At 64.8% G+C, this 22,998-nt stretch carries 17 protein-coding genes and 1 other RNA gene; 13 read left to right on the forward strand and 5 right to left on the reverse strand.

Features of this window, described 5'->3' with window-relative positions:
* Positions 1-48 precede the first annotated feature (48 nt).
* A complete protein-coding gene (gene metH, locus FAZ11_RS09890) occupies positions 49-3,765 on the forward strand; it encodes a methionine synthase (protein WP_193557149.1) in 3,717 nt (1,238 codons plus the stop codon).
* A 565-nt stretch (positions 3,766-4,330) separates the two neighbouring features.
* Complete coding sequence (locus FAZ11_RS09895) at positions 4,331-5,458, forward strand: PQQ-dependent sugar dehydrogenase (RefSeq protein WP_058773131.1); 1,128 nt, start codon at positions 4,331-4,333, stop codon at positions 5,456-5,458.
* 35 nt (positions 5,459-5,493) lie between these two features.
* Here FAZ11_RS09895 and FAZ11_RS09900 read toward each other — a convergent pair whose 3' ends face one another.
* Complete coding sequence (locus FAZ11_RS09900) at positions 5,494-5,796, reverse strand: DUF1883 domain-containing protein (RefSeq protein WP_058765397.1); 303 nt, start codon at positions 5,794-5,796, stop codon at positions 5,494-5,496.
* 86 nt (positions 5,797-5,882) lie between these two features.
* On the opposite strand from FAZ11_RS09900, the gene FAZ11_RS09905 reads away from it, so the two are divergent.
* The 10 genes from FAZ11_RS09905 to FAZ11_RS09950 all read left to right on the forward strand — a co-directional run bounded on the left by FAZ11_RS09905 (position 5,883) and on the right by FAZ11_RS09950 (position 15,328).
* The gene (locus tag FAZ11_RS09905; RefSeq protein ID WP_058784540.1) at positions 5,883-6,911 is read left to right on the forward strand and encodes an RNA methyltransferase; all 1,029 of its coding nucleotides are present in this window, start codon (positions 5,883-5,885) and stop codon (positions 6,909-6,911) included.
* Between the two features lie 101 nt (positions 6,912-7,012).
* Positions 7,013-7,417 (forward strand): hypothetical protein, encoded by a 405-nt coding sequence (locus tag FAZ11_RS09910; RefSeq protein ID WP_058765400.1) that lies wholly within the window; start codon positions 7,013-7,015, stop codon positions 7,415-7,417.
* 51 nt (positions 7,418-7,468) lie between these two features.
* Entirely contained in the window at positions 7,469-8,491 is a 1,023-nt protein-coding gene (locus FAZ11_RS09915) for a YncE family protein (RefSeq protein WP_058782775.1), read from the forward strand.
* Between the two features lie 157 nt (positions 8,492-8,648).
* On the forward strand, positions 8,649-9,506 hold the full coding sequence (gene efeU / locus FAZ11_RS09920; RefSeq protein ID WP_137279205.1) for an iron uptake transporter permease EfeU: 858 nt from the start codon (positions 8,649-8,651) through the stop codon (positions 9,504-9,506).
* On the forward strand, positions 9,503-10,705 hold the full coding sequence (efeO, locus tag FAZ11_RS09925) for an iron uptake system protein EfeO (protein WP_058782812.1): 1,203 nt from the start codon (positions 9,503-9,505) through the stop codon (positions 10,703-10,705). Before efeU ends, efeO (FAZ11_RS09925) begins: the two co-directional genes overlap by 4 nt.
* On the forward strand, positions 10,702-11,994 hold the full coding sequence (efeB, locus tag FAZ11_RS09930) for an iron uptake transporter deferrochelatase/peroxidase subunit (RefSeq protein ID WP_058778175.1): 1,293 nt from the start codon (positions 10,702-10,704) through the stop codon (positions 11,992-11,994). Before efeO (FAZ11_RS09925) ends, efeB begins: the two co-directional genes overlap by 4 nt.
* A 21-nt stretch (positions 11,995-12,015) precedes the next feature.
* Positions 12,016-12,831, forward strand: a complete 816-nt coding sequence (gene efeO / locus FAZ11_RS09935) for an iron uptake system protein EfeO (protein ID WP_058765461.1) — start codon at positions 12,016-12,018, stop codon at positions 12,829-12,831.
* A 61-nt stretch (positions 12,832-12,892) separates the two neighbouring features.
* A non-coding RNA gene (locus FAZ11_RS09940) (sX9 sRNA) lies at positions 12,893-12,984 on the forward strand.
* A gap of 201 nt (positions 12,985-13,185) precedes the next feature.
* Positions 13,186-14,844, forward strand: coding sequence for a nitrite/sulfite reductase (locus FAZ11_RS09945; protein WP_058765459.1), 1,659 nt, complete (start codon positions 13,186-13,188; stop codon positions 14,842-14,844).
* The gene (locus FAZ11_RS09950; protein ID WP_058768470.1) at positions 14,828-15,328 is read left to right on the forward strand and encodes a DUF934 domain-containing protein; all 501 of its coding nucleotides are present in this window, start codon (positions 14,828-14,830) and stop codon (positions 15,326-15,328) included. Before FAZ11_RS09945 ends, FAZ11_RS09950 begins: the two co-directional genes overlap by 17 nt.
* 62 nt (positions 15,329-15,390) lie before the next feature.
* On the opposite strand, the gene FAZ11_RS09955 is transcribed toward FAZ11_RS09950, so the two are convergent.
* Both FAZ11_RS09955 and sohB read right to left on the reverse strand, forming a co-directional pair.
* Positions 15,391-16,383: a YhdH/YhfP family quinone oxidoreductase gene (locus FAZ11_RS09955; RefSeq protein ID WP_058765119.1), complete on the reverse strand. Its 993-nt coding sequence runs from the start codon at positions 16,381-16,383 to the stop codon at positions 15,391-15,393.
* Positions 16,384-16,435: 52 nt separating this feature from the next.
* Positions 16,436-17,461 carry a protease SohB gene (gene sohB, locus FAZ11_RS09960; protein ID WP_058765121.1) on the reverse strand — a complete coding sequence of 342 codons (1,026 nt, stop codon included), beginning with the start codon at positions 17,459-17,461 and terminating at the stop codon, positions 16,436-16,438.
* A gap of 250 nt (positions 17,462-17,711) precedes the next feature.
* Between sohB and FAZ11_RS09965 the strand changes: the two genes are divergently transcribed.
* Entirely contained in the window at positions 17,712-18,023 is a 312-nt protein-coding gene (locus FAZ11_RS09965; protein ID WP_058765123.1) for an SCP2 sterol-binding domain-containing protein, read from the forward strand.
* A gap of 385 nt (positions 18,024-18,408) precedes the next feature.
* Here FAZ11_RS09965 and FAZ11_RS09970 read toward each other — a convergent pair whose 3' ends face one another.
* Together FAZ11_RS09970 and FAZ11_RS09975 are read right to left on the reverse strand one after the other, a co-directional pair.
* A complete protein-coding gene (locus FAZ11_RS09970) occupies positions 18,409-19,890 on the reverse strand; it encodes an efflux transporter outer membrane subunit (RefSeq protein ID WP_137279206.1) in 1,482 nt (493 codons plus the stop codon).
* Complete coding sequence (locus tag FAZ11_RS09975) at positions 19,887-22,997, reverse strand: efflux RND transporter permease subunit (protein WP_137279207.1); 3,111 nt, start codon at positions 22,995-22,997, stop codon at positions 19,887-19,889. The genes FAZ11_RS09970 and FAZ11_RS09975 overlap by 4 nt, the downstream gene beginning before the upstream one ends.
* Position 22,998: the final 1 nt, after the last annotated feature.

Raw genomic sequence — 22,998 nt, forward strand, 5'->3', positions numbered from 1 at the left:
TTTGCTATGCTGCCGCTCTTTGCCCAGCGCAACTCTTCATCTTGTGGAATGCCCATGACCGATCGCAGTTCTCGCCTCTCCGCTCTTCGCCATGCCCTCGCGCAGCGCATCCTCATCCTCGACGGCGGCATGGGCACCATGATCCAGAGCTATCGACTGGAGGAAGCGGACTACCGTGGCGAGCGCTTCGCCGATTGGCCGAGTGACGTCAAGGGCAACAACGACCTGCTGCTGCTGACCCAGCCACAGATCATCGCCGAGATCGAAAAGGCCTATCTGGATGCCGGCGCGGACATTCTCGAGACCAACACCTTCAACGCCACCCGGGTGTCCCAGGCCGACTACGGCATGGAAGAAATCACCTATGAGCTGAATCTGGCCGGTGCCCGGGTCGCTCGCGAAGTAGCCGACGCCAAGACCCGGGAAACGCCGGATCGCCCGCGCTTCGTCGCGGGGGTGCTCGGCCCCACCAGCCGGACCTGCTCCATTTCCCCGGACGTCAACAATCCCGGCTATCGCAATGTCACCTTCGATGAGTTGGTGGACAACTACACCGAGGCCACCCGCGGCCTCATCGACGGCGGCGCCGACCTCATCCTGATCGAGACCATTTTCGACACCCTCAACGCCAAGGCTGCGATCTTCGCCGTGCAGGGTGTGTTCGAGGACATGGGCGTCGAACTGCCGATCATGATCTCCGGCACCATTACCGACGCCTCCGGCCGTACACTGTCCGGCCAGACCACCGAAGCCTTCTGGAACTCGGTGCGGCACGCCAAGCCGATCTCCGTGGGCCTCAACTGCGCCCTGGGCGCCAAGGAATTGCGGCCCTACGTCGAGGAGCTGGCGACCAAGGCGGACACCTTCGTTTCCGCCCACCCGAACGCCGGCCTACCCAACGCCTTTGGCGAATACGACGAAACCCCGGCGCAGATGGCCGCGGTGGTCGAGGAATTCGCGGCCAGTGGTCTGCTGAACATCGTCGGCGGCTGCTGCGGCACTACCCCGGCGCATATCCAGGCCATCGCCGAGGCGGTCGCCAAGCACGCACCGCGCCTATTGCCCGAGATTCCCAAGGCCTGCCGGCTCTCCGGCCTGGAACCCTTCACCATCAGCCGCGAGTCGCTGTTCGTCAACGTCGGCGAGCGCACCAACATCACAGGGTCAGCCAAGTTCGCCCGGCTGATCCGCGAAGAGAACTATGCCGAGGCCCTGGAAGTGGCCCAGCAGCAGGTGGAAGCCGGTGCCCAGGTCATCGACATCAACATGGACGAGGGCATGCTGGACTCGAAGGCGGCCATGGTGACCTTCCTCAACCTGATCGCCTCCGAACCGGACATCTCCCGAGTGCCGATCATGATCGACTCCTCCAAGTGGGAGGTGATCGAAGCGGGCCTCAAGTGCATCCAGGGCAAGGGCATCGTCAACTCCATTTCCATGAAGGAAGGCGTCGAGGCCTTCATTCATCACGCCAAGCTGTGCAAGAGATATGGCGCGGCGGTGGTGGTCATGGCCTTCGACGAAGACGGCCAGGCCGACACCGAGGCGCGCAAGAACGAGATCTGCGCCCGCTCCTACGACATCCTGGTCAACCAGGTCGGCTTTCCGCCGGAAGACATTATCTTCGACCCCAACATCTTCGCGGTGGCGACCGGGATCGAGGAGCACAACAACTACGCGGTCGACTTCATCAACGCCTGCGCCTTCATCCGCGACAACCTGCCCCACGCCCTCACCTCCGGTGGCGTGTCCAACGTCTCCTTCTCCTTCCGCGGCAACAATCCGGTACGCGAGGCCATCCACTCGGTCTTCCTCTACCACGCCATCCAGAACGGCCTGACCATGGGTATCGTCAACGCCGGCCAGCTGGAGATCTACGACGAGATCCCCGCCGCGCTGCGCGAGAAGGTCGAGGACGTGGTGCTCAACCGCACCCCCGAGGGCACCGACGCCTTGCTGGCCATCGCTGACGACTACAAGGGCGGCGGCGCGGTCAAGGAAGCCGAGACCGAGGAATGGCGCGGCCTGCCGGTGGACAAGCGGCTGGAGCACGCCCTGGTCAAGGGCATCACCACCTATATCGTCGAGGACACCGAGGAATGCCGCCAGCAATGCGCGCGCCCCATCGAGGTCATCGAAGGCCCGCTGATGAGTGGCATGAACGTGGTCGGCGACCTGTTCGGCTCGGGCAAGATGTTCCTGCCCCAGGTGGTCAAGTCCGCCCGGGTGATGAAGCAGGCGGTGGCCCACCTGATCCCCTTCATCGAGGCGGAAAAAGGCGACAAGCCCGAAGCCAAGGGCAAGATCCTCATGGCCACGGTCAAGGGCGATGTCCATGACATCGGCAAGAACATCGTCGGCGTGGTGCTGGGTTGCAACGGCTACGACATCGTCGACCTGGGCGTGATGGTCCCGGCGGAGAAAATCCTGCAGACCGCCATCGCCGAGAAGTGCGACATCATCGGTCTCTCGGGCCTGATCACCCCCTCGCTGGACGAGATGGTCCATGTCGCCAAGGAGATGCAGCGCCAGGGCTTCGCCCTGCCGCTGATGATCGGCGGCGCCACCACCTCCAAGGCGCACACCGCGGTCAAGATCGAGCCGCAGTACAAGAACGATGCCGTGGTCTACGTCACCGACGCCTCCCGCGCCGTAGGCGTGGCAACCCAGTTGCTGTCCAAGGAACTCAAGGCCGGCTTCGTCGAGCGCACCCGCGCCGACTACGTAGAGGTCCGCGAGCGCACCGCCAATCGCAGCGCGCGCACCGAGCGCCTGTCCTATGAAAAGGCCGTGGCGAACAAGCCGGCCTTCAACTGGCTGGGCTACCAGGCGACCAAGCCGAGCTTCACCGGTACCCGGGTGCTGGAGGACATCGACCTGGCGGTGCTGGCCGAGTACATCGACTGGACGCCCTTCTTCATCTCCTGGGATCTGGCCGGCAAGTACCCGCGCATCCTCACCGACGAGGTGGTGGGCGAAGCGGCCACCGCGCTGTTCCACGATGCCCAGGCCATGCTGAAAAAGCTGATCGATGAGAAGCTGATCAAGGCGCGTGCCGTGTTCGGCTTCTGGCCGGCCAACCAGGTGCGCGACGACGACCTGGAAGTCTATGGCGAGGACGGCCAACCGCTGGCCACCCTGCACCACCTGCGCCAGCAGACCATCAAGCCCGAAGGCAAGCCCAACCTGTCGCTGGCCGACTTCGTCGCACCCAAGGAAACCGGCGTCACTGACTATGTGGGCGGCTTCATCGTCACCGCCGGCATCGGCGCCGAGGAACTGGCCAAGGACTACGAACGCAAGGGCGACGACTACAACTCCATCATGGTCAAGGCCCTGGCCGACCGCCTTGCCGAGGCCTGCGCCGAGTGGCTGCACGAGCGGGTGCGCAAGGAGCATTGGGGCTATGCCGCCGACGAGACGCTGGACAACGAGGCGCTGATCCGCGAGCAATACAAGGGCATCCGCCCTGCCCCCGGCTACCCGGCCTGCCCCGACCACACCGAGAAGGCCACCCTCTTCAAGCTGCTCGACCCGGAGGCACGCTTCAACGAAGCCGGCCGCAGCGGCGTCTTCCTCACCGAACACTACGCCATGTTCCCGGCCGCCGCCGTCAGCGGCTGGTACTTTGCCCATCCCGAGGCCCAGTACTTCGCCGTGGGCAAGATCGACAAGGACCAGGTGGAGCGTTACACCGAGCGAAAAGGCCAGGAGCTGGCGGTGACGGAGCGGTGGTTGGCGCCGAATTTGGGCTACGACAACTGACTCAGAGGGTCGATCAACCAAGGCCTTCGCTATGGCCTTGGTTGATCCTGTAGCGATATCCGGTTATCCCGGATCAGAGATCTCGCCATGTCTGACATTGCGTACTTCATTCTCGCTACAGTCTTTTCTGTTGCCGTAAGCTATGTCTTCTATCGCGAACATCGTCGCGGACAACGCAGCAATCAGGACATTATCAATCGGGCATATGAAGCGACACTCGCATGGCACGCGATTGATAAAGCCCAGGTTCTTATGGACCAGACAACCCTTGGGTCCAGGTTGAGTAGCAAAAAGCCTTTCGAGGTATATCGGATCCTGTCCTTACCTCCAAGTCAGTGGTACCTCTATACGCACATGGAGGATTCGGATCCCGTATTGATGGCCATATCCGAAGCGCGAGCCAGGGCAGCCATCAATAGATCTAGACTCACGAAGTAGGCCATTCGGGTCAGATCTGACGCCTTCAATCTTATTCGCTAGACGCCTCAGGTAACAAAAACGCAGCCCTTTTCGCGGGCGTCCCTACTAGGGTGTAGGGACTTCCATCGACGAGGATCGCGCGCCCATGAGAGGCCTTACCCTAGCCGCCGGCAGTCTTCTGCTCGGTCTCGCCACCCTGAATGCCACGGCAGCGCCCCAGGCGCTGAGCCAGGAGCAGTGGCCCTTCACCGCCACACCCCGAGCGACTCTTGATGCCCCTTGGGCCATCGCCTTCCTGCCCGATGGCACGGCGCTGGTCACCGAGAAAGGTGGCGCGCTCAAACATCTGAATGTGCAGACCGGCAAGGCGCAGGACATCAGCGGCGTGCCTAAGGTGGTCCATGCCGGCCAGGGTGGCTTGGGCGATGTCATCCTGCATCCGCAATACGCCAGCAATCATCTGATCTACCTGAGCTATGCCGAAGCCGGCGAAGGCGGTACTCAGGGCGCTGCGGTTGCGCGAGCCAAGCTGAGCTTGAAACAGGACGGCAGCGGCTCGCTCAGCGAGCTCAAGGTGATCTGGCGGCAGACACCCAAGGTCACAGGCAACGGGCACTATGGCCATCGGATGAGATTCGGGCCGGACGGCAAGCTGTGGATCACCTCGGGTGAGCGACAGAAATTCACTCCGGCCCAGGACATGAGCGGCAACCTGGGCAAACTCATCCGCCTCAACGACGATGGCAGCATTCCGCAAGACAACCCCTTCGCCAAGCAAGGCGGTGTCGCGGCCCAGGTCTGGTCGCTGGGTCATCGCAATCCTTTGGGCATCGCCTTCGACGCCCAGGGCCGGCTGTGGGAACAGGAGATGGGCCCCCAGGGCGGGGACGAGTTGAATCTGATCCAGCGTGGGGGCAACTACGGCTATCCCGAGGTTTCCAACGGCGATCATTACGGTGGCAAGCCGATCCCGGATCATGACACCCGTCCGGAATTCATCCCGCCGAAGATCACCTGGACGCCGGTGATCTCGCCCGCCGGACTGATGATCTACGAGGGGAATCGCTTCCCCGCCTGGAAGGGCAACGCCTTCATCGGTGGCCTGTCGTCCAAGTCACTGGTGCGGATCGAGCTCAAGGGCGAAGAGGCCCGCGAGGTAGAGCGCTATGCCATGGGCACCCGCATCCGCGACGTCGAGGAAGGCCCAAACGGCAGTCTATGGGTACTGGAAGACGGTGCGAACGCTCGGCTGCTGGAATTGCAGCCGAAATGACGGCCAGGGTCACCCGTCTGTGGGTGACCGCTGCCTCAGCGCAGCTCGGAAGGCGAGCGGCGGACGATCTTGATGGAATGCTTGATATCGGGCTTGCGGGTCACGCTGATCGGCCGTTTGGTGACGGTGTCCAGGGTGATGTTCCAGAAGCCAGTGCTGGGTACGGTGATGCGCGCCGGGAAGCGGTCGAAGGCGCCGCCGTGGTAGGTATGGCGGCCGCCGTTCTTGAAGCTGCGGAAATTGGCATCGTTCATCAGGCGGATGTTGCACACCCCCGAACTCTGGATGACGACCAGATCGCCCTCGTTGAGATGCTCGCGCTGGTGGATGAACTTCATGACGGGTCCTCGTCTTGCAAAGGACTAGGATAGCATCCCTGCCCTGTCCTATTATCGCCGCCCGCCCACGACCTGCCCTTTTGCCCATGCGTATCGCCGATGTCGTCCAGTTGCTCGCCGCTGCCGGCGCCAAGCCCAAGCACAGCGCCCGGATCCTGCGCGCCTGGTGCCAGGGACTGCCGCTGGACACCGGCACCCGCCGCCAGCAGGCAGAGAACTTCCTGCCCCTGGACGTCCGCAAGGCCATCCCGGCGCTGACCGAGCAGCTGGAGGGGCTGGCCCGGGTCACCTCGGAGCATCCGGGCGCCGACGGTTCGGCGCGGATGCTGGTGACCCTCGCGGACGGTCAGGCGGTGGAAAGCGTCCTGCTGCCCCGCGATGGCCTCTGTGTGTCCTCCCAGGTCGGCTGCGCCGTGGGCTGCGTCTTCTGCATGACCGGCAAGAGTGGCCTGCTGCGCCAGGTGGGCAGCGCCGAGATCGTCGCCCAGGTGGCCCTGGCTCGCCGTATCAGGCCGGTGAAGAAGGTGGTCTTCATGGGTATGGGCGAGCCGGCCCACAACCTGGACAACGTGCTGGAGGCCATCGATCTGCTGGGCACTGCCGGTGGCATCGGCCATCGCAACCTGGTGTTTTCCACCGTCGGCGATCCCCGGGTGTTCGAGCGTCTGCCCCAGCAGGAGGTAAGGCCGGCCCTGGCGCTGTCGCTGCACAGCACCAATGCCGAACGTCGTGCCCGGCTGCTACCCAAGGCGCCACATTACGAGCCCGCCGAGTTGATCGAACAGGGCGAGACCTATGCCCGGCTGATCGGCTATCCCATCCAGTACCAGTGGACCCTGCTCGCCGGCATCAACGACAGCCAGGAGGAAATGGACGAGTTGCTGTGGCTGCTGAAGGGCAAGTACGGGGTGCTCAATCTCATTCCCTACAACAGCCTGGAAGTGGACGACTATCAACGCCCCGATGGCGAACGCATCGTCCAGATCGTGCGCTACCTGCATAGCCGCGGTGTGCTCACCAAGGTACGCAATTCGGCCGGCCAGGACGTCGACGGCGGCTGTGGTCAGCTGCGGGCACGAGCCGAGGTGATAAGACCCCGGCGAGTCACCGCCTGACCAGTCGTCCCGCCGAGGACTCCGCCCATCCGTTTCGGCGGAACACCGGCCTGTTCGGTCTTTCTGAGTGCTTCTGCACCACTCCGAGGGAAGCACTTCACATGCAGGACCGCATTAATCGCCACGACCCTTTCATCGCCGGCCTGAAGGAACGACTCCCCGAAGAGCTGCGCGAGTCCTTCACCGAGGAACAGCTGGAAGCGCTCAAACTGGCCTTCGGCACCCGCAGCTGGGGCAAGCACAGCATCGATCTGCGTGGCACCCTCAAGTTCTGGCATCGCCGCTACTATTTCGTCGTGCTGGCCGGTCGCAACTACCGTCAACTCTCGCGCCTGGAGCAGGAGCTGTCGCTGCTCGGCAAGGCCGCCATGCTGGCGGTGATCCTGCTGGCCTGCGGCCTGGTGGGACTGGTGCTGCTCTATCTGCTCAAGTCCGCGCTCGGCATCGATATCCTGCCCGACTATCACGTGGGACTTTGGGACTGGTTCAAGGGTCTGTTCGAGTAGCACGGATTCGCTTGACCCTGGCAGGGAGGCTTGCCCATCGGGAGACCTCCTATGCCCCATCTGAATCGCCGCCAGACCCTTGGCCTGCTAGCCGCCGGTGCCGCCCTGCCGTTGCTGGGTGGTTATCCACCCAGGGTGCTAGCGGCCGGCGCGGAGTACCTCGCCCTGGTGGAGAAGGAAGCCCCCGGCGTGGGTTTCTATCGTCTGGCTGACGGCAAGCGCGTCGGCACGCTCGACTTGCCCGAGCAACCCCATGAAATCGTCGCCGATCGCCAGGGCCGCTATGCCTATGTCGGCCAGTATGGCGTCAAGAGCTGGCAGGCGCCGGGCGCGGGCGGTCATCAGGTCAGCGTGATAGATCTCGTCGAGCGTCGCCTGGTGAGGTCCATCGATCTTTCGCCCTATCACCGGTTGCACGGTATGCGTCTGGATGACCAGGGGCGGCTCTATGTGCTCAGCGAGACCGATTCGCTGCTCATCCGCTTCGATGACCCGGCCACCGCCACGGTGCCGAGCCAGATCGTCCCGGTCGGTGGCACCCGCAGCCATTACTTCGTGTTGACCCGCGACGGGCGCCGAGCCTATGTCGCCGATACCCTGAGCGGCCTGGTGATCCTGGTCGATCCGCACAACGCCGCCGTGTTGCCGGTGAAGAAGCGGCTCGGCCAGGCACCGGAAGGCTGCTGCCTGAGTCCGGACGAGCGGACCTTCTATGTATTGGATAGATTCGCCGGGGTGCTCCATGCCTGGGATGCCCGTGACCTAACCCCGCTGCGCCAAGTGAAGCTGCGCGGCGAGGCCGTGCGGGTAGTCGCCCTGCCGGATGGACGGCTGCTGGTCTCCAACCTGGCCGACAAGAGCCTGTCGCTGCTGCGACCGGATACCCTGGCCGAGGTCGGCTATCTGCCGATGGGCAGCGCCGTACCGGGGCTGAACCTGGCCCCAGACGGCGAGCGCCTGTTCGCCGCGCTGGAAGGCGATCAGTTGGCCGTCGTCGACCTGCGTGCCTGGCGGGAGGTCCAGCGCTTCGCCACGGGCAAGTCGCCCGATACCGCAGTGGTTTTCCGCGCCTGAGCCGAATCCCCACGATCCCCGTGCCAGCCCGCTTTAGGGACCGAGCGGGCTGATGTCGTACGAGAATCATCCTCATTTAACAATTCGAATCATTGTGATACAAATCACCGATCCGAAAGCCTGCCTGAGCTTTCCCTTTCCGTCGGTAATCGAATCCATGCTCGTCCCTTTCCTGATCATGCTCCGCGAGGGCATCGAAGCGGCGCTCATCGTCGGCATCATCGCCAGCTATCTACAACGCACCGGCCGGGGGCACTGGATGCCCGCCGTCTGGATCGGCGTGATGCTGGCGGCGGCCCTGTCACTCTTCGTCGGCGCGGGCCTGCAACTGGCCAGTGCCGAATTTCCGCAACGCCAGCAGGAATTGTTCGAAGCGGTCGTCGGCTTGGCTGCGACCGCCATCCTCACCTCCATGGTGTTCTGGATGCGCAAGGCAGCGCGGTCGATCAAGACCGAATTGCACGAATCCCTGGAAGCCGCCCTCTCCACCTCGCGCAACCAGGTCTATGCGCTGATCGGCATGGTGTTCCTGGCGGTCGCCCGTGAAGGCCTGGAAACCGTGTTCTTCCTGCTGGCCATCTTTCAGCAAAGCGAAGGCCCAGGCGCGCCCCTGGGGGCACTGCTGGGTCTGGCAATCGCCATCGCGGTCGGTTACGGCCTGTATACCGGCGGGGTACGCCTGAATCTCGGCAAGTTCTTCCGCTTCACCGGGCTGTTCATTCTCTTCGTGGCGGCCGGCCTGTTCACCAACTCAATCAAGGCGCTGCATGAGGCCGGGCTGTGGAATTCGCTGCAGCAGGTGGTGTTCGACTGGAGCCACGTGCTACCGGCCGACGGCCCGGTGGGCACCGTGCTGGCCGGCATGTTCGGCTATCAGGACACCCCGACCGTGAGCACCCTCGGCGCCTATCTGCTGTTCCTGGCTGTCACCCTGCCACTGTTCTTCCGCACGCCAACGCCACCCCGGCGCCCCGCCCCCGCCAACCCCACCGCCTCGATGGAGCGCCAGTCGTGACCGCTACCCCCAACGCCACCCCGCCGAAGCGGACCTCGCCGGCGCTGCGCCTGGCCGTAGTGGCCTCCGCCGGCCTGCTGATCGTGGCGGCGGCCGCCTTCTACTATGCCTCGCGCTCGGCTGGCCAGCGGCATGCCACGGCCGGGACGGACGTGGTCACGGTCGACATCCTGGCCAATCGCTGCGAGCCGAACGCCCTCGAGGTGCCTGCCGGCCCGGCGCGCTTCCGTATCGTCAATCGCTCGGACCGAGCGGTGGAATGGGAGATTCTCGACGGCGTGCTGGTGGTCGAGGAGCGCGAAAACATCGCCCCCGGCCTGAGCCAGGTCATCAACGCCACCCTGGCGCCGGGCGACTACGCCATCACCTGCGGCCTGCTGAGCAATCCGCGCGGGACGCTGAAGGTGCTGCCCACCGCCGCCTCGGAGGCGGCCAGCAAGGCCAAGCCGACGCTGACCCAGTTCATCGGGCCGCTGTCGGAATACCGGGTCTATCTCAACCAGCAGAGTCGCCTGCTGCTGCAAGGCATCACCTCGCTGCAACAGGCGCTGGCGGCAGGAGACCTGCAGCAGGCGCGGGAGGCCTATGCCGCTGCCCGCCTGCCGTACCAGCGCCTGGCGGCGACCGCACAGCGCTTCGCCGAGCTGGACAATCGCCTCAATGCCCGCGCCGACTACTACGAGCAGCGCGAGCGCGACCCCGCCTTCGGGGGCTTCCATCGCATCGAGCAAGGCCTCTTCGTGGCCAACAGCACCGCGGGGCTGGAGCCAGTAGCCGCCCGCCTGCAGCAGGACGCCACGGCGTTGCGCGACGCCCTGCTCGGCCAGTCGCTGCCGCCGGAGCAACTCAGCGGCAACGCGGCCAGACTGCTGCACAACCTCGCCAGCACGCGGATCTCCGGTGAGGAAGAGCGCTACAGCCAGCTCGTCCTGCCCGGTTTCGCGGCCAATCTCGAAGGTACCCGCAAGGTCATCGACCTGTTGCGCCCCTTGCTGAGCAAAGGCCACCAAGACCTGCAACAGCAACTCGACACCCGGGCCCAGGCCTTCGCCGACGCCCTGGGCGATCAACAGCGACCCTACGCCAGCCTGTCCGCATCCGACCGCGACCGCATCGCCAAGGCGGCCCAGGCCCTGGCCGACTCCCTCGACCAGGTGGCTCCAACCCTCGGTCTCACCGCAACCAAGACCTCGCCATGAAGAAGTCCTCTACCGACCAACCCAATATCGAACGCCGCCGACTACTGGGCGGCCTGGGCGCCACCGGCCTGGCCCTGGCCGGTGCCGGCCTCTGCCCGATGCATGCCCAGGCGGACAGCACCGCCGAGGTGACCCGTGCACCCGGCAGTTCCAACATCCACCAGCACCAGGAATTCCTTGGTCGGCACCAGAGCGGCATCGTCACTCCGCGTCCGGCGGCCGGTATGGTGGTGGCCTTCGACGTCCTGGCCGACGACCGCGAGGATCTCGAGCGACTGCTGCGTACCCTCGACGAACGCATCCGCTTCCTCATGCAGGGCGGCCCCGTACCGGAGGTCGATCCCAAGCTGCCCCCGCTGGACTCGGGCATCCTCGGCCCGGTGGTGACGCCCGACAACCTCACCATCACCGTTTCCGTGGGCGAGTCCCTGTTCGATGACCGCTTCGGCTTGGCGGCGGTGAAGCCAAAGCACTTGCAGCGCATGACCGGCTTTCCCAATGACGCCCTCGAAGCGGATTGCTGCCACGGCGATCTCTGCCTGCAGTTCTGCGCCAACACGCCCGATACCAACATCCACGCCCTGCGCGACATCGTGAAGAACCTGCCCGATCTGCTGGCGATCCGCTGGAAGCAGGAAGGCAGCGTCCCGGTGCAGGACACCCCGCCCGGGCAGCCCGCGGAAAGCGCCCGTAACTTCCTCGGCTTCCGCGACGGCTCGGCCAACCCGGACTCCACCAACCAGCAGGCGATGGATCGCATCGTCTGGGTCCAGCCCGATAGCGGCGAGCCCGCCTGGGCCAGTCAGGGGACCTACCAGGCGGTCCGCATCATCCGCAACTTCGTCGAGCGCTGGGACCGTACGCCCTTGCAGGAGCAGGAAAGCATCTTCGGCCGGCGCAAAGCCAGCGGTTCGCCCATGGCCGGCGGCCACGAAACCGACGTGCCGGACTACGCCAGCGATCCCAAGGGCAAGGTCACGCCCCTGGACGCCCACATCCGCCTGGCCAATCCGCGCACCCCGGACAGCCAGCGCAACCTGATCCTGCGGCGCCCCTTCAACTACTCCAACGGCGTGCGCAAGAACGGCCAGCTCGACATGGGGCTGCTGTTCATCGCCTACCAGGCCGATCTGGAGCAGGGCTTCATCGCCGTGCAGAAGCGCCTCGATGGCGAACCGCTGGAGGAATACATCAAGCCCATCGGCGGCGGTTACTTCTTCGCCCTGCCAGGCATCACCGATCCCAAGGATTTCCTCGGCAGCAGCCTCTTGGCCGCCGCGCAGTCTTGAACCCTCAACAGGAGAAGTCGAATGAAACGCATGTCCCTCGCCGTTGCCCTCGGTCTGGCGTTCGCCGCACCGGTATTCGCCGCCAACTCGCCGCTGGATCTGGTGGGCCCGATCTCCGACTATAAGATCTACGTGACCGACAATCTGGCACAGCTGACCCAGGACACCCAGAAATTCACCGAGGCGGTGAAGAAGGGCGACCTGGCCACCGCGCGCAAGCTCTACCCCACCACCCGCGTCCATTACGAGGCGATCGAGCCCATCGCCGAACTCTTCAGCGACCTGGACGCCTCAATCGACTCCCGTGAGGACGACCACGAGCACGGCGTCAAGTCGGATGATTTCACCGGCTTCCACCGCCTGGAATACGGCCTGTTCGAGAAGAACAGCACCGAAGGCCTGACCCCGCTGGCCGACAAGCTCATGGCCGACGTCAAGGACCTGCAGCAGCGCGTCGACGGCCTGACCTTCCCGCCGGAGAAGGTCGTAGGCGGTGCCGCCGCGCTCATGGAAGAGGTAGCCGCGACCAAGGTCTCGGGTGAGGAAGACCGTTACAGCCATACCGATCTCTACGACTTCCAGGCCAACGTCGACGGCGCCAAGAAGATCTTCGACCTGTTCCGCGCGCAGATCGCCAAGCAGGACCAGGCCTTCGTCACCAAGGTCGACAAGAACTTCGCCCACGTCGACAAGATCCTGGCCAAGTACAAGACCAAGGACGGCGGCTTCGAGACCTACGACAAGGTCAGTGAGCGCGACCGCAAGGCCCTGGTCGGCCCGGTCAATACCCTGGCCGAGGATCTGTCCACCCTGCGCGGCAAGCTGGGTCTGAATTAACCGCGGCTGGTAAAACTACTGCGCGTCCGCCAGGCGGGCGCGTGCAGTGCTCGGAATCCTCATGTACCGCCCGTACACTCGTGCGCGAGCCCGGTCCAGTTCCTGCGCGCCGCGCGCACCCGCCTGACAACCGCTCGCTACGTTTTATCAGTCGCGGCTTGTGGAAGGCGGCATCCGGCGCCGCCCTTCCCCACCGCTTATCGCCGGAATAGATTTATATATAAAGAAACATCGCTTTTAAGCATATAGCCCTGCTGCTATCGTTCACGGCCTAGAAAAGTCCCTAGTGCCCCTTCGGGAGCCGAAGACTTCGATCACGCGCAGCCGTGCGCGCCGCCTGACAGCAGGATGACCATGTACGTTTACGATCAGTACGATCAGCGGATCGTCGAAGAACGTGTCGCTCAGTTTCGCGACCAGACCCGCCGCTTCCTGGCCGGAGAACTCGGTGGCGAAGAATACCGCCCCCTGCGCCTGCAGAACGGCCTCTACATCCAGCGCTATGCGCCCATGCTGCGCGTGGCAGTGCCCTACGGCCTGCTGAACACCACCCAGGTCCGCAAGCTGGCACAGATCGCCCGCGACTACGACAAGGGCTACGCCCACATCAGTACTCGCCAGAACTTCCAGTTCAACTGGCCGGAGCTGGAAGACGTACCCGAGATCCTTGCCGAACTGGCCACCGTGCAGATGCACGCCATCCAGACCAGCGGCAACTGCATCCGCAACACCACCACCGACCAGTTCGCCGGCGTGGCCCATGACGAACTCGTCGATCCGCGCCCCTGGTGCGAGATCATCCGTCAGTGGTCCACCTTCCACCCGGAATTCGCTTTCCTGCCGCGCAAGTTCAAGATCGCCGTCAACGGGGCCGCCCTGGACCGCGCGGCCATCGAGGTGCACGACATCGGCCTGGAAGCGGTACGCAACGACGCCGGCGAACTGGGCTTCCGCGTGCTGGTCGGCGGCGGTCAGGGCCGTACGCCCCACACCGGCGAATTCATCCGTGAATTCCTGCCCTGGCAGCACCTGCTCAGCTACCTGGAAGCCACCCTGCGGGTCTACAACCGCTACGGCCGCCGCGACAACAAGTTCAAGGCCCGGATCAAGATCCTGGTCAAGGCCCTGGGCGCCGACGTCTTCGCTGAAAAGGTCGAGGCCGAGTGGGCTCACCTCAAGGACGGCCCCATCACCCTGACCGAAGCCGAAGTGGCGCGGGTTTCCGCCTTCTTCGTCGATCCGGCCTATGCCGAGCTGCAGGACCAGGACGAAGCCCTCGCCCGTCTGGACGCCGAGCACCCCGGTTTCGCCCGCTGGCGCCAGCGCAACACCTTCCGCCACAAGCGTCCGGGCTACGTCGCCGTGACCCTGTCGCTCAAGCCCACCGGCGTCGCCCCGGGCGATGTCACCGACCGCCAGCTCGACGCCATGGCCGACCTCGCCGATCGCTACAGCTTCGGCGAGCTGCGCACCTCGCACCAGCAGAACGTCATCTTCGCCGACGTCCGTCAGGACCAGTTGCTCGAACTCTGGCACGAATTGCGCGAGCACGGCTTCGCCACGCCCAACATCGGCCTCTTGACCGACATGATCTGCTGCCCGGGTGGCGACTTCTGCTCCCTGGCCAATGCCAAGTCGATCCCCATCGCCGAATCCATCCAGCGTCGTTTCGACGACCTGGACTACCTGTTCGACATCGGCGAGCTGGACCTGAACATCTCCGGCTGCATGAATGCCTGCGGTCACCACCACGTCGGCCACATCGGCATCCTCGGCGTGGACAAGAAGGGCGAGGAGTTCTACCAGGTGTCCTTGGGCGGCGATGCCGGTCGTGACGCCACCCTGGCCAAGATCCTCGGCCCCTCCTTCGCCCAGGACCAGATGCCCGAGGTGATCGGCAAGCTCATCGATGTCTATGTCGAGCAACGCACCGAAGACGAGCGCTTCATCGACACCTACCGCCGTATCGGTATCGACCCCTTCAAGGAGCGCGTCTATGCAAAGAATCATTAAGGGCGACCAACTGGTCACCGACAACTGGCACCTGCTGCCCAAGGACGTCGCGCTGGAAGACGTCCCCAACAGCGACGACGTCATCATCCCGGCTGCTCTCTGGCTGGAACACGGCCACGCCCTCACCTGCCGTGACGGTCGCCTGGGCATCTGGCTGGACAGCGACGAAGAGCCGGAGAGCATCGCTGCCGACCTTGAGCACTTCGCCCTGATCGCCATCAACTTCCCGGCCTTCGTCGATGGGCGCGGCTATTCCTATGCCCGCCTGCTGCGTGAGCGCTTCGGCTGGACAGGCGAGCTGCGGGCCATCGGTGATGTCCTGCAGGATCAGTTGTTCTTCCTCAAGCGCTGCGGCTTCGACGCCTTTGTCGTGCGTGCCGATCGCGATCCGGAAGCGGCCCTGCAGGGTCTGCGCGACTTCAGCGAGACCTACCAGGCCGCGGTCGACGAGCCCCAGCCGCTGTTCCGCCGTCGCCAGGCCTGAGCGGGCTCACGCCACGCAAAAGAAAACCCGCTGCGGCGGGTTTTCTTTTGCCAGCGGATTGCTCAGGCGAGATTGACCACCACACGGCCAACCATCTTGCCCGCCAAGATCTGGCTGATGGTATCCGGCAGCTCCTGCAAGCCGATCTCCCGGGTCAGGCTGTCCAGGTCGTCCAGCTTCCACTGCACCGAGAGCTTGTCCCAGAGCGCGGCCTTGGCCATCAGCGGCAATTCCACGGAATCGACGCCCAGCAGGTTCACCCCGCGCAGGATGAAGGGAAAGACCCCGGCTTCGAACTTGGTGCCGGCGGTCATGCCGCAGCAGGCCACGCTGCCGCCGTATTCCAGCGACTTGATGACGTTGAAGAGGATGTCGCCCCCGACGGTATCCACCGCGCCCGCCCACTGCTGATCCAGCAGCGGCTTGCCGACGCCATCGGCCAGGGTTGCCCGGTCGAGGATCTGCCGAGCACCCAGGCGGTGCAACCATTCGGCGCGCTCCAGCTTGGCGGTGGACGCCGCCACCTGATAACCGAGTCGTGCCAGCAGCTTGACCGCAAGACTGCCCACCCCGCCGCTGGCGCCGGTGACCAGCACCATGCCCGCTTCGGGGGTCAGCCCCATCTGCTCCAGCTTTTCGACGCACAGCGCCGCGGTCAGGCCTGCGGTGCCCAACACCATGGCTTCGCGCAGGCCGAGGTTGTCCGGCCGACGGATGACCCAGGCAGCCGGAACGCGGATGTACTGGGCGAAGCCACCAGCGGTGTTCATGCCCAGGTCATAGCCAGTGACGATGACCTCGTCACCGACGGCGAATTCGGCGGCACTGGAGGCTTCCACCACCCCCGCCGCGTCGATCCCCGGGGTATGGGGATAGCGGCGCGTCACGCCACGATTGCCAATGGCCGACAAGGCATCCTTGTAGTTGAGCGACGAATAGCGGACCCGGATCAGCACCTCGCCGTCGGGCAGGTCGGCCAACGCCCGGGTCACCACTTCCTGCTTGAATGCACCATGGGCCCCTTCGGTCACCCAGAGTGCCTGGAAATCACTCATCGCAGATCCTCCCTTGAAGTCTTGTTATGGGGTTGGGCATGCCTTATGGACCTCAGCGCCAGCGAGTCGACTCGGACAGCCTCTCCCACCAGGTGCTCGCCAGCCGGTCGATGCCAAGGCTGGCGGCCATGCCCAGGCGCTCGGGCAACGACTTCTTCTCGACGAAGCGTACGGCGAAGACCTCCACCACCTGGGCGCGCTCGGCCAGGTATTCGTCACTGGTGCGTAGCTCGTCTACCAGTTGCTTGCCCAGCGCGGCCTGGCCCAGCCAGACCTCGCCGGTCGCCACTTCATCGATGTTCAATTGCGGACGATAGTGGGCGACGAAGTTCTTGAACAACTCATGAGTGGTATCCAGATCGTTCTGGAATTTTTCCTTGCCCTTCTCGTCGTTCTCGCCGAATACCGTGACGGTGCGCTTGTATTCACCGGCGGTGAACACCTCGAAGTCGACGTCATGCTTCTTGAGCAGGCGATGGACATTGGGCAACTGGGCCACCACGCCGATGGAGCCGAGGATGGCGAAGGGCGCGCTGAGGATACGGTCACCGATACAGGCCATCATGTAGCCACCGCTGGCAGCGACCTTGTCGACGCAGATGGTCAACGGCACCCCGGCCTGACGGATACGGGCGAGCTGTGAGGCGGCCAGACCGTAGCTGTGTACCAGGCCACCGCCGCTTTCCAGCCGCACCACCACCTCGTCCTTGGGCGTGGCCAGGGTCAGCACCGCGGTGATCTCGTTGCGCAGGTGCTCGTTGGCCGTGGCCTTGATGTCGCCGTGGAAATCCAGCACATAGACCCGGGACTTGCCGGACTCACTCTTGCGCTTGTTCTTTTCGGCCTTGGTTTCGCGTTTGCGCAGGGCCTTGAAGGCCTCCTTGCCCAGCACGCTCTGCTGCAGTCGCAGACGGAGGTCGCGATAGAAGTCGTTGAGTTTCTGGACCTGGAGTTGCCCACCCGAGCCGCGACGATTACGCCCACGGATGGCAGCGGCGAACAACAGCACGGCGAGGATGGCCACCACCAAGGTGACGGTTTTGGCCAGGAAACTGGCATAGTCGGCAAGAAACTCCACGGACTCTCCTAGGATGGCGGCACGGTGCCCCGCCCAGCATACCGAGTCGCCTGGCCGATAGAAACTCGGCGGCCAGCCGATGGCGCATTGGTCGGGATAATCCGTCCGGTTTCAGCAAGGCCTGCGTTTTCAAACAAGCGTATGAAGATTCATTGACAGCTTTCTTGCCGCCCCCTACCCTCGGTTTCAGTGACCCTGCCGGGCCCGCTGGGGTTCGGCCTCAATCGACAAGACCACAAGGACCTCCGCCATGAGCGCAGCCGATGCCATCGCCACCCTGAAGAGCAAGTTCGATCCCTCCGCCGCGGCCGGTCTGGATCTCACCTATCAGTTCGACGTCGAGGGCGGTGACAACTACTACGTGGTCATCAAGGATGGCACCTGCGACGTCCAGCAGGGCGACGCCGCCGATCCGGATTGCACCCTGATCATGGACCAGGCCACCCTGGCCGGTATCGTCAGCGGCGAGACCGACGGCATGCAGGCCTTCATGTCCGGCAAGCTGCGCGTGGAAGGCAACATGATGCTGAGCATGAAGCTGGGCGAACTCTTCCCCAACTGAGTCGCCAGCCAGATGAAAAAGCCGGGCAAAAGCCCGGCTTTTTCACGCCTGTCGTCAGAGCCGCCGCGGTGGCGCGGGTGGCGTAACGTTGCCATCCCAACCGCCGCCTAGGGCCGCGATCAGCTGGACGCTGGTGTTCAGACGACTGGCCAGTGAAGTAGCGTGGAAAACGGCGCAGCCTCTTTCATCGGGAACTTAGTGGTAAAGAGCCCCCCTCACCCCAGCCCTCTCCCGAAGGGAGAAGGAGCTATCCGAGCCGGCGTTCTGCTTCATTAGCCCCCGACAAGCTCGCGATAAACTGTCGAGCGTCCACCCGTAGGAGCGGTCGCTACGGCGCACCGGCATGGCCGCGATTAGGAACCTGCCCGACTCCTCCTGTCCGGGTTCAAGGACGGCGAAGCGCTGCGGCGGGGGCAAGATCGCCATCCCAGCCACCACCGAGCGCTGCGATGAGCTGGACGCTGGCGCTCAGGCGACTGCCCAACAAGGTCAGGTTGGTGCGTTCGTTGCTCAGGGCAGTGGTCTGCAGGGTGACCACGTCCAGATAGCCGATCAGCCCCGCCTGGTACTGATTCTGAGCCAGTTGCAAGGCGCGACGGGCGGCATCCAGCGCTTCCTGGCGGACGCCGGCTTCGTCCTCATAGGTGCGCAGTTGCACCAGGTAGTCTTCCACCTCGCGGAAACCATCGAGCACGGTCTGGCGGTAGCCGGCGACGCTGGCGTCGTAGCTGGCTTCAGCGGATTCCACCTGGGCACGGCGCAAGCCACCGTCGAACAGCGACAGGGCGAAGGACGGCCCGATCGACCAGAAGCGATTCGGCGTACTGATCAGCCTGCCCCACTGGCTGGCGCTGTAACCGCCGTTGGCGCTCAGGGTCAGGTCGGGATAGTAGGCGGCTTCGGCGACGCCGATGGCGGCGTTGGCGGCCATGATCTGGCGCTCGGCCTGGGCGATGTCGGGGCGGCGCTCCAACAAGGCCGAGGGTACGGCGCCGGGCAGGCTCGGCAGCCTCGGAATGGCGTTGACCGCCGCCAGCTGGAAGTTGGCGGGCACCTCGCCAACCAGCACGGCGATGGCGTTCTCCAACTGAGCGCGCTGATACCTCAGGTCGATGGCGTCGGCCTGGGTGCTCTTGAGCTGGGTGGTGGCCTGGGCCACATCGGCCGGGGTGACGATGCCGGCGCGATATTGATTCTGGGTCAGGCGTAGCGAGCGCTCGTAAGCGGCCACGGTCGCATCGAGCAGCCGCTGCTGGGCATCCAGCACCCGCAATTGCAGGTAGTTGGTGGCCAACTGGCTCTGCAGGCTCAGGCGGGTGGCCGCTAGCTCGGCGGCACTAGCCTGGGCGGTGGCGCGGTCCGACTCCAGCTGTCGGCGTACGCGGCCCCAGAGGTCCAACTCCCAGCTCACCCCCAGACTGGCGTCATAGGAGTTGTTGATGGTGCTCACGCCGCCGCTGCTGACGGTACTGCTGGTGCCGCTGGAGTTGCGGATGACGGTGCTGCTGCCCGAGCCGCCGCCGCGCCCGGAGCGGGTGGCACCCAGGCTGCTCGTCAGGGTGGGAAACAAAGAGGCGCGCGCTTGGCGCACCAGGGCCAGGGACTGTCGATAGCTGGCCTCGGCCTGGGCCAGGCTCTGGTTGCGCTGGTTCAGTTGGACCATCAATCGGTCCAGAGTCGGGTCGTCGTAGCGCCGCCACCAGTCGCCGCGTAGCTCCAGGTCCTTGGGCGCAGCGGCCTGCCAGCCCTCGGCGTGGCGATAGGCGACGGGCACTGGGGTGGTCGGCCGCTGGTAGTCCGGGCCCAGGGTGCAACCGGCAAGCAGCAGGGCCAGGGTCAGCGCCGACAGGCGCAGTGATGGATTCATAGCGGCGTATCCAGGGCAGCGTCGGTACGGATGCCGCGCCAGCGATTGACGCGGCGGCGCAGGCGTTCGAAATAGAGGTAGACCACTGGCGTGGTGTAGAGGGTGAGGATCTGGCTCAGCACCAGGCCGCCGACGATCACCAGACCCAGCGGCTGGCGCATCTCGGCGCCCTCGGTATCGCCGATCAGTAGCGGCACGGCGCCGAGGATGGCGGCCATGGTGGTCATCAGGATGGGTCTCAGGCGCAGCAGGCAGGCCTGGCGGATGCCCTCCTCGGGCGACAGGCCCTGCTGACGCTCCAGTTGCAGGGCCAGGTCCACCATCATGATGGCGTTCTTCTTCACCACGCCGATCAGCAGGAACAGCCCGAGCATGGAGATCAGGCTGAATTGGCCGCCGGTGAGCTGGATGGCCAGCAAGGCCCCTACCCCGGCCGATGGCAACGTCGACAGGATGGTCAGCGGGTGCACGTAGCTTTCGTAGAGTACACCGAGCACGATATAGACCAGCACCAGGGCGCCGAGGATCATCAGCGGTTGCCCGGAAACCGTGCTGGCGAAGATATTGGCGGAGCCACCTAGCCGGCCTTGGACATCGCTCGGCAGGCCGATGGCGGCCACCGCGCGCTGCACGGCGCGGGTGGCCTGCTCCAGGCTGACATCGGGCGCCAGGTCGAAGTTGATGCTTTCCGAAGCGAATTGGCCGTCGTGGGTGACGCGGTCCTCGGCGAGGCTGTTGGTGTAGTGGGCGAAGGCCGCCAGCGGCACCTGGGCGCCGCTGCTGGTGATGACCCGCACCTGTTCGAGCACGGTCGGGTCCTGGGCGTAACGCGGATTGATCTCCATCACCACCTTGTACTGGTTGAGCGGCTCGTAAATGGTCGAGATCTGCCGCTGGGCGAAGGAGTTGTTGAGCACCGCGGCGACGGTTTCCATGTTCACGCCCAGCCGTTTGGCCATTTCCCGGTCGATTTGCAGGGTGATCTGCTGGGTGCTGCCCTCGCGGCCGTCCACCGCGGTCAGCTCCGGCAGCGCCTTGAGCGCCGCCAATACCTTGGGCTGCCAGGTTTCCAGCAGGTCGACGTCGCCGGACAACAGGTTGTACTCATAGGACGAGGTACTCTGCTGGCGGCCACCGAACCTCAGGTCCTGGTCGGCCATGAGGAACAGCCGGGCACCGGGCACCTGGGGGGCATTGGCGCGGATGCGTTCGATGACCTTCTGGGCATCCAGCTTGCGCTCGGCGATGGGCTTCAAGCGGATCAGCATCACCGCATTGTTGACCCCGCTGCCGGAACCGGAACTGCCGACGAATCCGGAGGCGCTGGCTACCGCCGGATCGGCGAGCAGCGCCTTGCGCAGGATCTCGATCTTGGGCTGCATCACCTGGAATGACAGGGCGTTGTCGCCGCGGATGAAACCGATCAACTGGCCGGTGTCCTGCTGCGGCATGAAGGTCTTGGGCACTACCACATAGAGCACCACGTTGAGCACTATGGTTGCGATCAGACTCAGCAGGGTCAGCCGCCGATGGCGCAGGGCCCAGCCGAGGGTACGATCGTAGCCGGCTACCAGGCGGCGATGGGTACGTTCGCTGAGGCGCTGCAACCGGCTTTCGCTACCGGGATCGTGGGGACGCAGCCAGCGGGCGCAGAGCATCGGCGTGAGGGTCAGGGACACCACTAGGGAGACCAGGATGGCCGCCGCCAGGGTGAGGGAGAATTCGCGGAACAGCTTCTCGACGATGCCGCCGATGAACAGGATGGCGACGAAGACGGCGACCAGGGAGACGTTCATCGACAGCAGGGTGAAGCCCACTTCGCGGGTGCCCTGGTAGGCGGCCTTGAGCGGCGCCATGCCGTTATCGATGTGGCGGGCGATGTTCTCCAGCACCACGATGGCGTCGTCCACCACCAGCCCCGCTGCCAGGATCAGCGCCATCAGCGACAGGGTATTGAGCGAGAAGCCGAGGATGTACATCACGGCGAAGGTGCCCACCAATGAGATGGGTACCGCCAAGGCCGGAATCACCGCGCTGCGCAGCCGACCGAGGAACAGCCAAACCACGCCAATCACCAGGAACACGGCGATGATCAGCGTCAGCTCGGCCTCGTGCAGCGTCGCCTTGATCACACCGGATCTGTCCATGGCCACTTCCAGGCGGGCACTGGCCGGCACTATGGCTTCCAGCGCCGGCAGGCGCGCCTTGAGCGCGGCGATGGTCTCGATGATGTTGGCGTTGGCCTGGCGATTGACCACCAGCAACACGGCGCTCTGGTCGTTGAAGAAGCCGGCGTTGTAGCGGTCCTCCACCGCGTCGCTGACCTTGGCGACATCGCGCAGGCGCAGGGTCGCACCATCCTGGTAGCGGATGATCAGCGGCGCATAGTCGGCCGCCTTGAACAGCTGATCGTTGGCCTGGATCTGCCAGTTGTGCTCGGCGTTGGCCACCGCGCCCTTGGGCCGGCGCTGGTTGGCGTTGTTGATCGCGGTGCGGACGTCGTCCAGCGCCAGGCCGTAGTGCTCCAGCTGACGCGGCTCCAGCTCGATGCGTACGGCCGGCAGCGAACTGCCGCCGATCTGCACCTCGCCCACCCCGTTGACCTGGGACAGGCTCTGCGCCAGCACCGTGGAGGCCAGGTCATAGAGCTCGCCTTTGCTCAGGGTCTTGGAGGTCAGCGAGAACACCATGATGGGTGCCTGCGACGGATTGACCTTGCGATAGCGCGGCATCTGGCGCATGCCGCTGGGCAAGAGGTTGCGCGAGGCATTGATGGCCGCCTGGACTTCCCGGGCGGCGGTGTTGACGTCCTTGTCCAGGTCGAACTGGATGATGATCTGCGTCGAGCCCTGGCCACTGCGGCTGGTCATGGAGCTGATGCCGGCGATGGTACCCAGGGAACGCTCCAGCGGTGTGGCGACGCTCGAAGCCATGACCTGCGGACTGGCGCCGGAAAGGCTGGCGGACACGGTGATGGTCGGAAAATCCATCTGCGGCAGGGGCGCCACCGGCAGCAAGCGGAAGGCGATGGCGCCCAGCAGCAGCAGGGCCAGGCTCAGCAGCAGGGTCGCCACCGGCCGGGCGATGAAGGGCGCCGAAAGATTCACC

This window comes from Pseudomonas rhizoryzae (genome assembly GCF_005250615.1).
GTDB classification, from domain to species: Bacteria; Pseudomonadota; Gammaproteobacteria; order Pseudomonadales; family Pseudomonadaceae; genus Chryseomonas; species Chryseomonas rhizoryzae.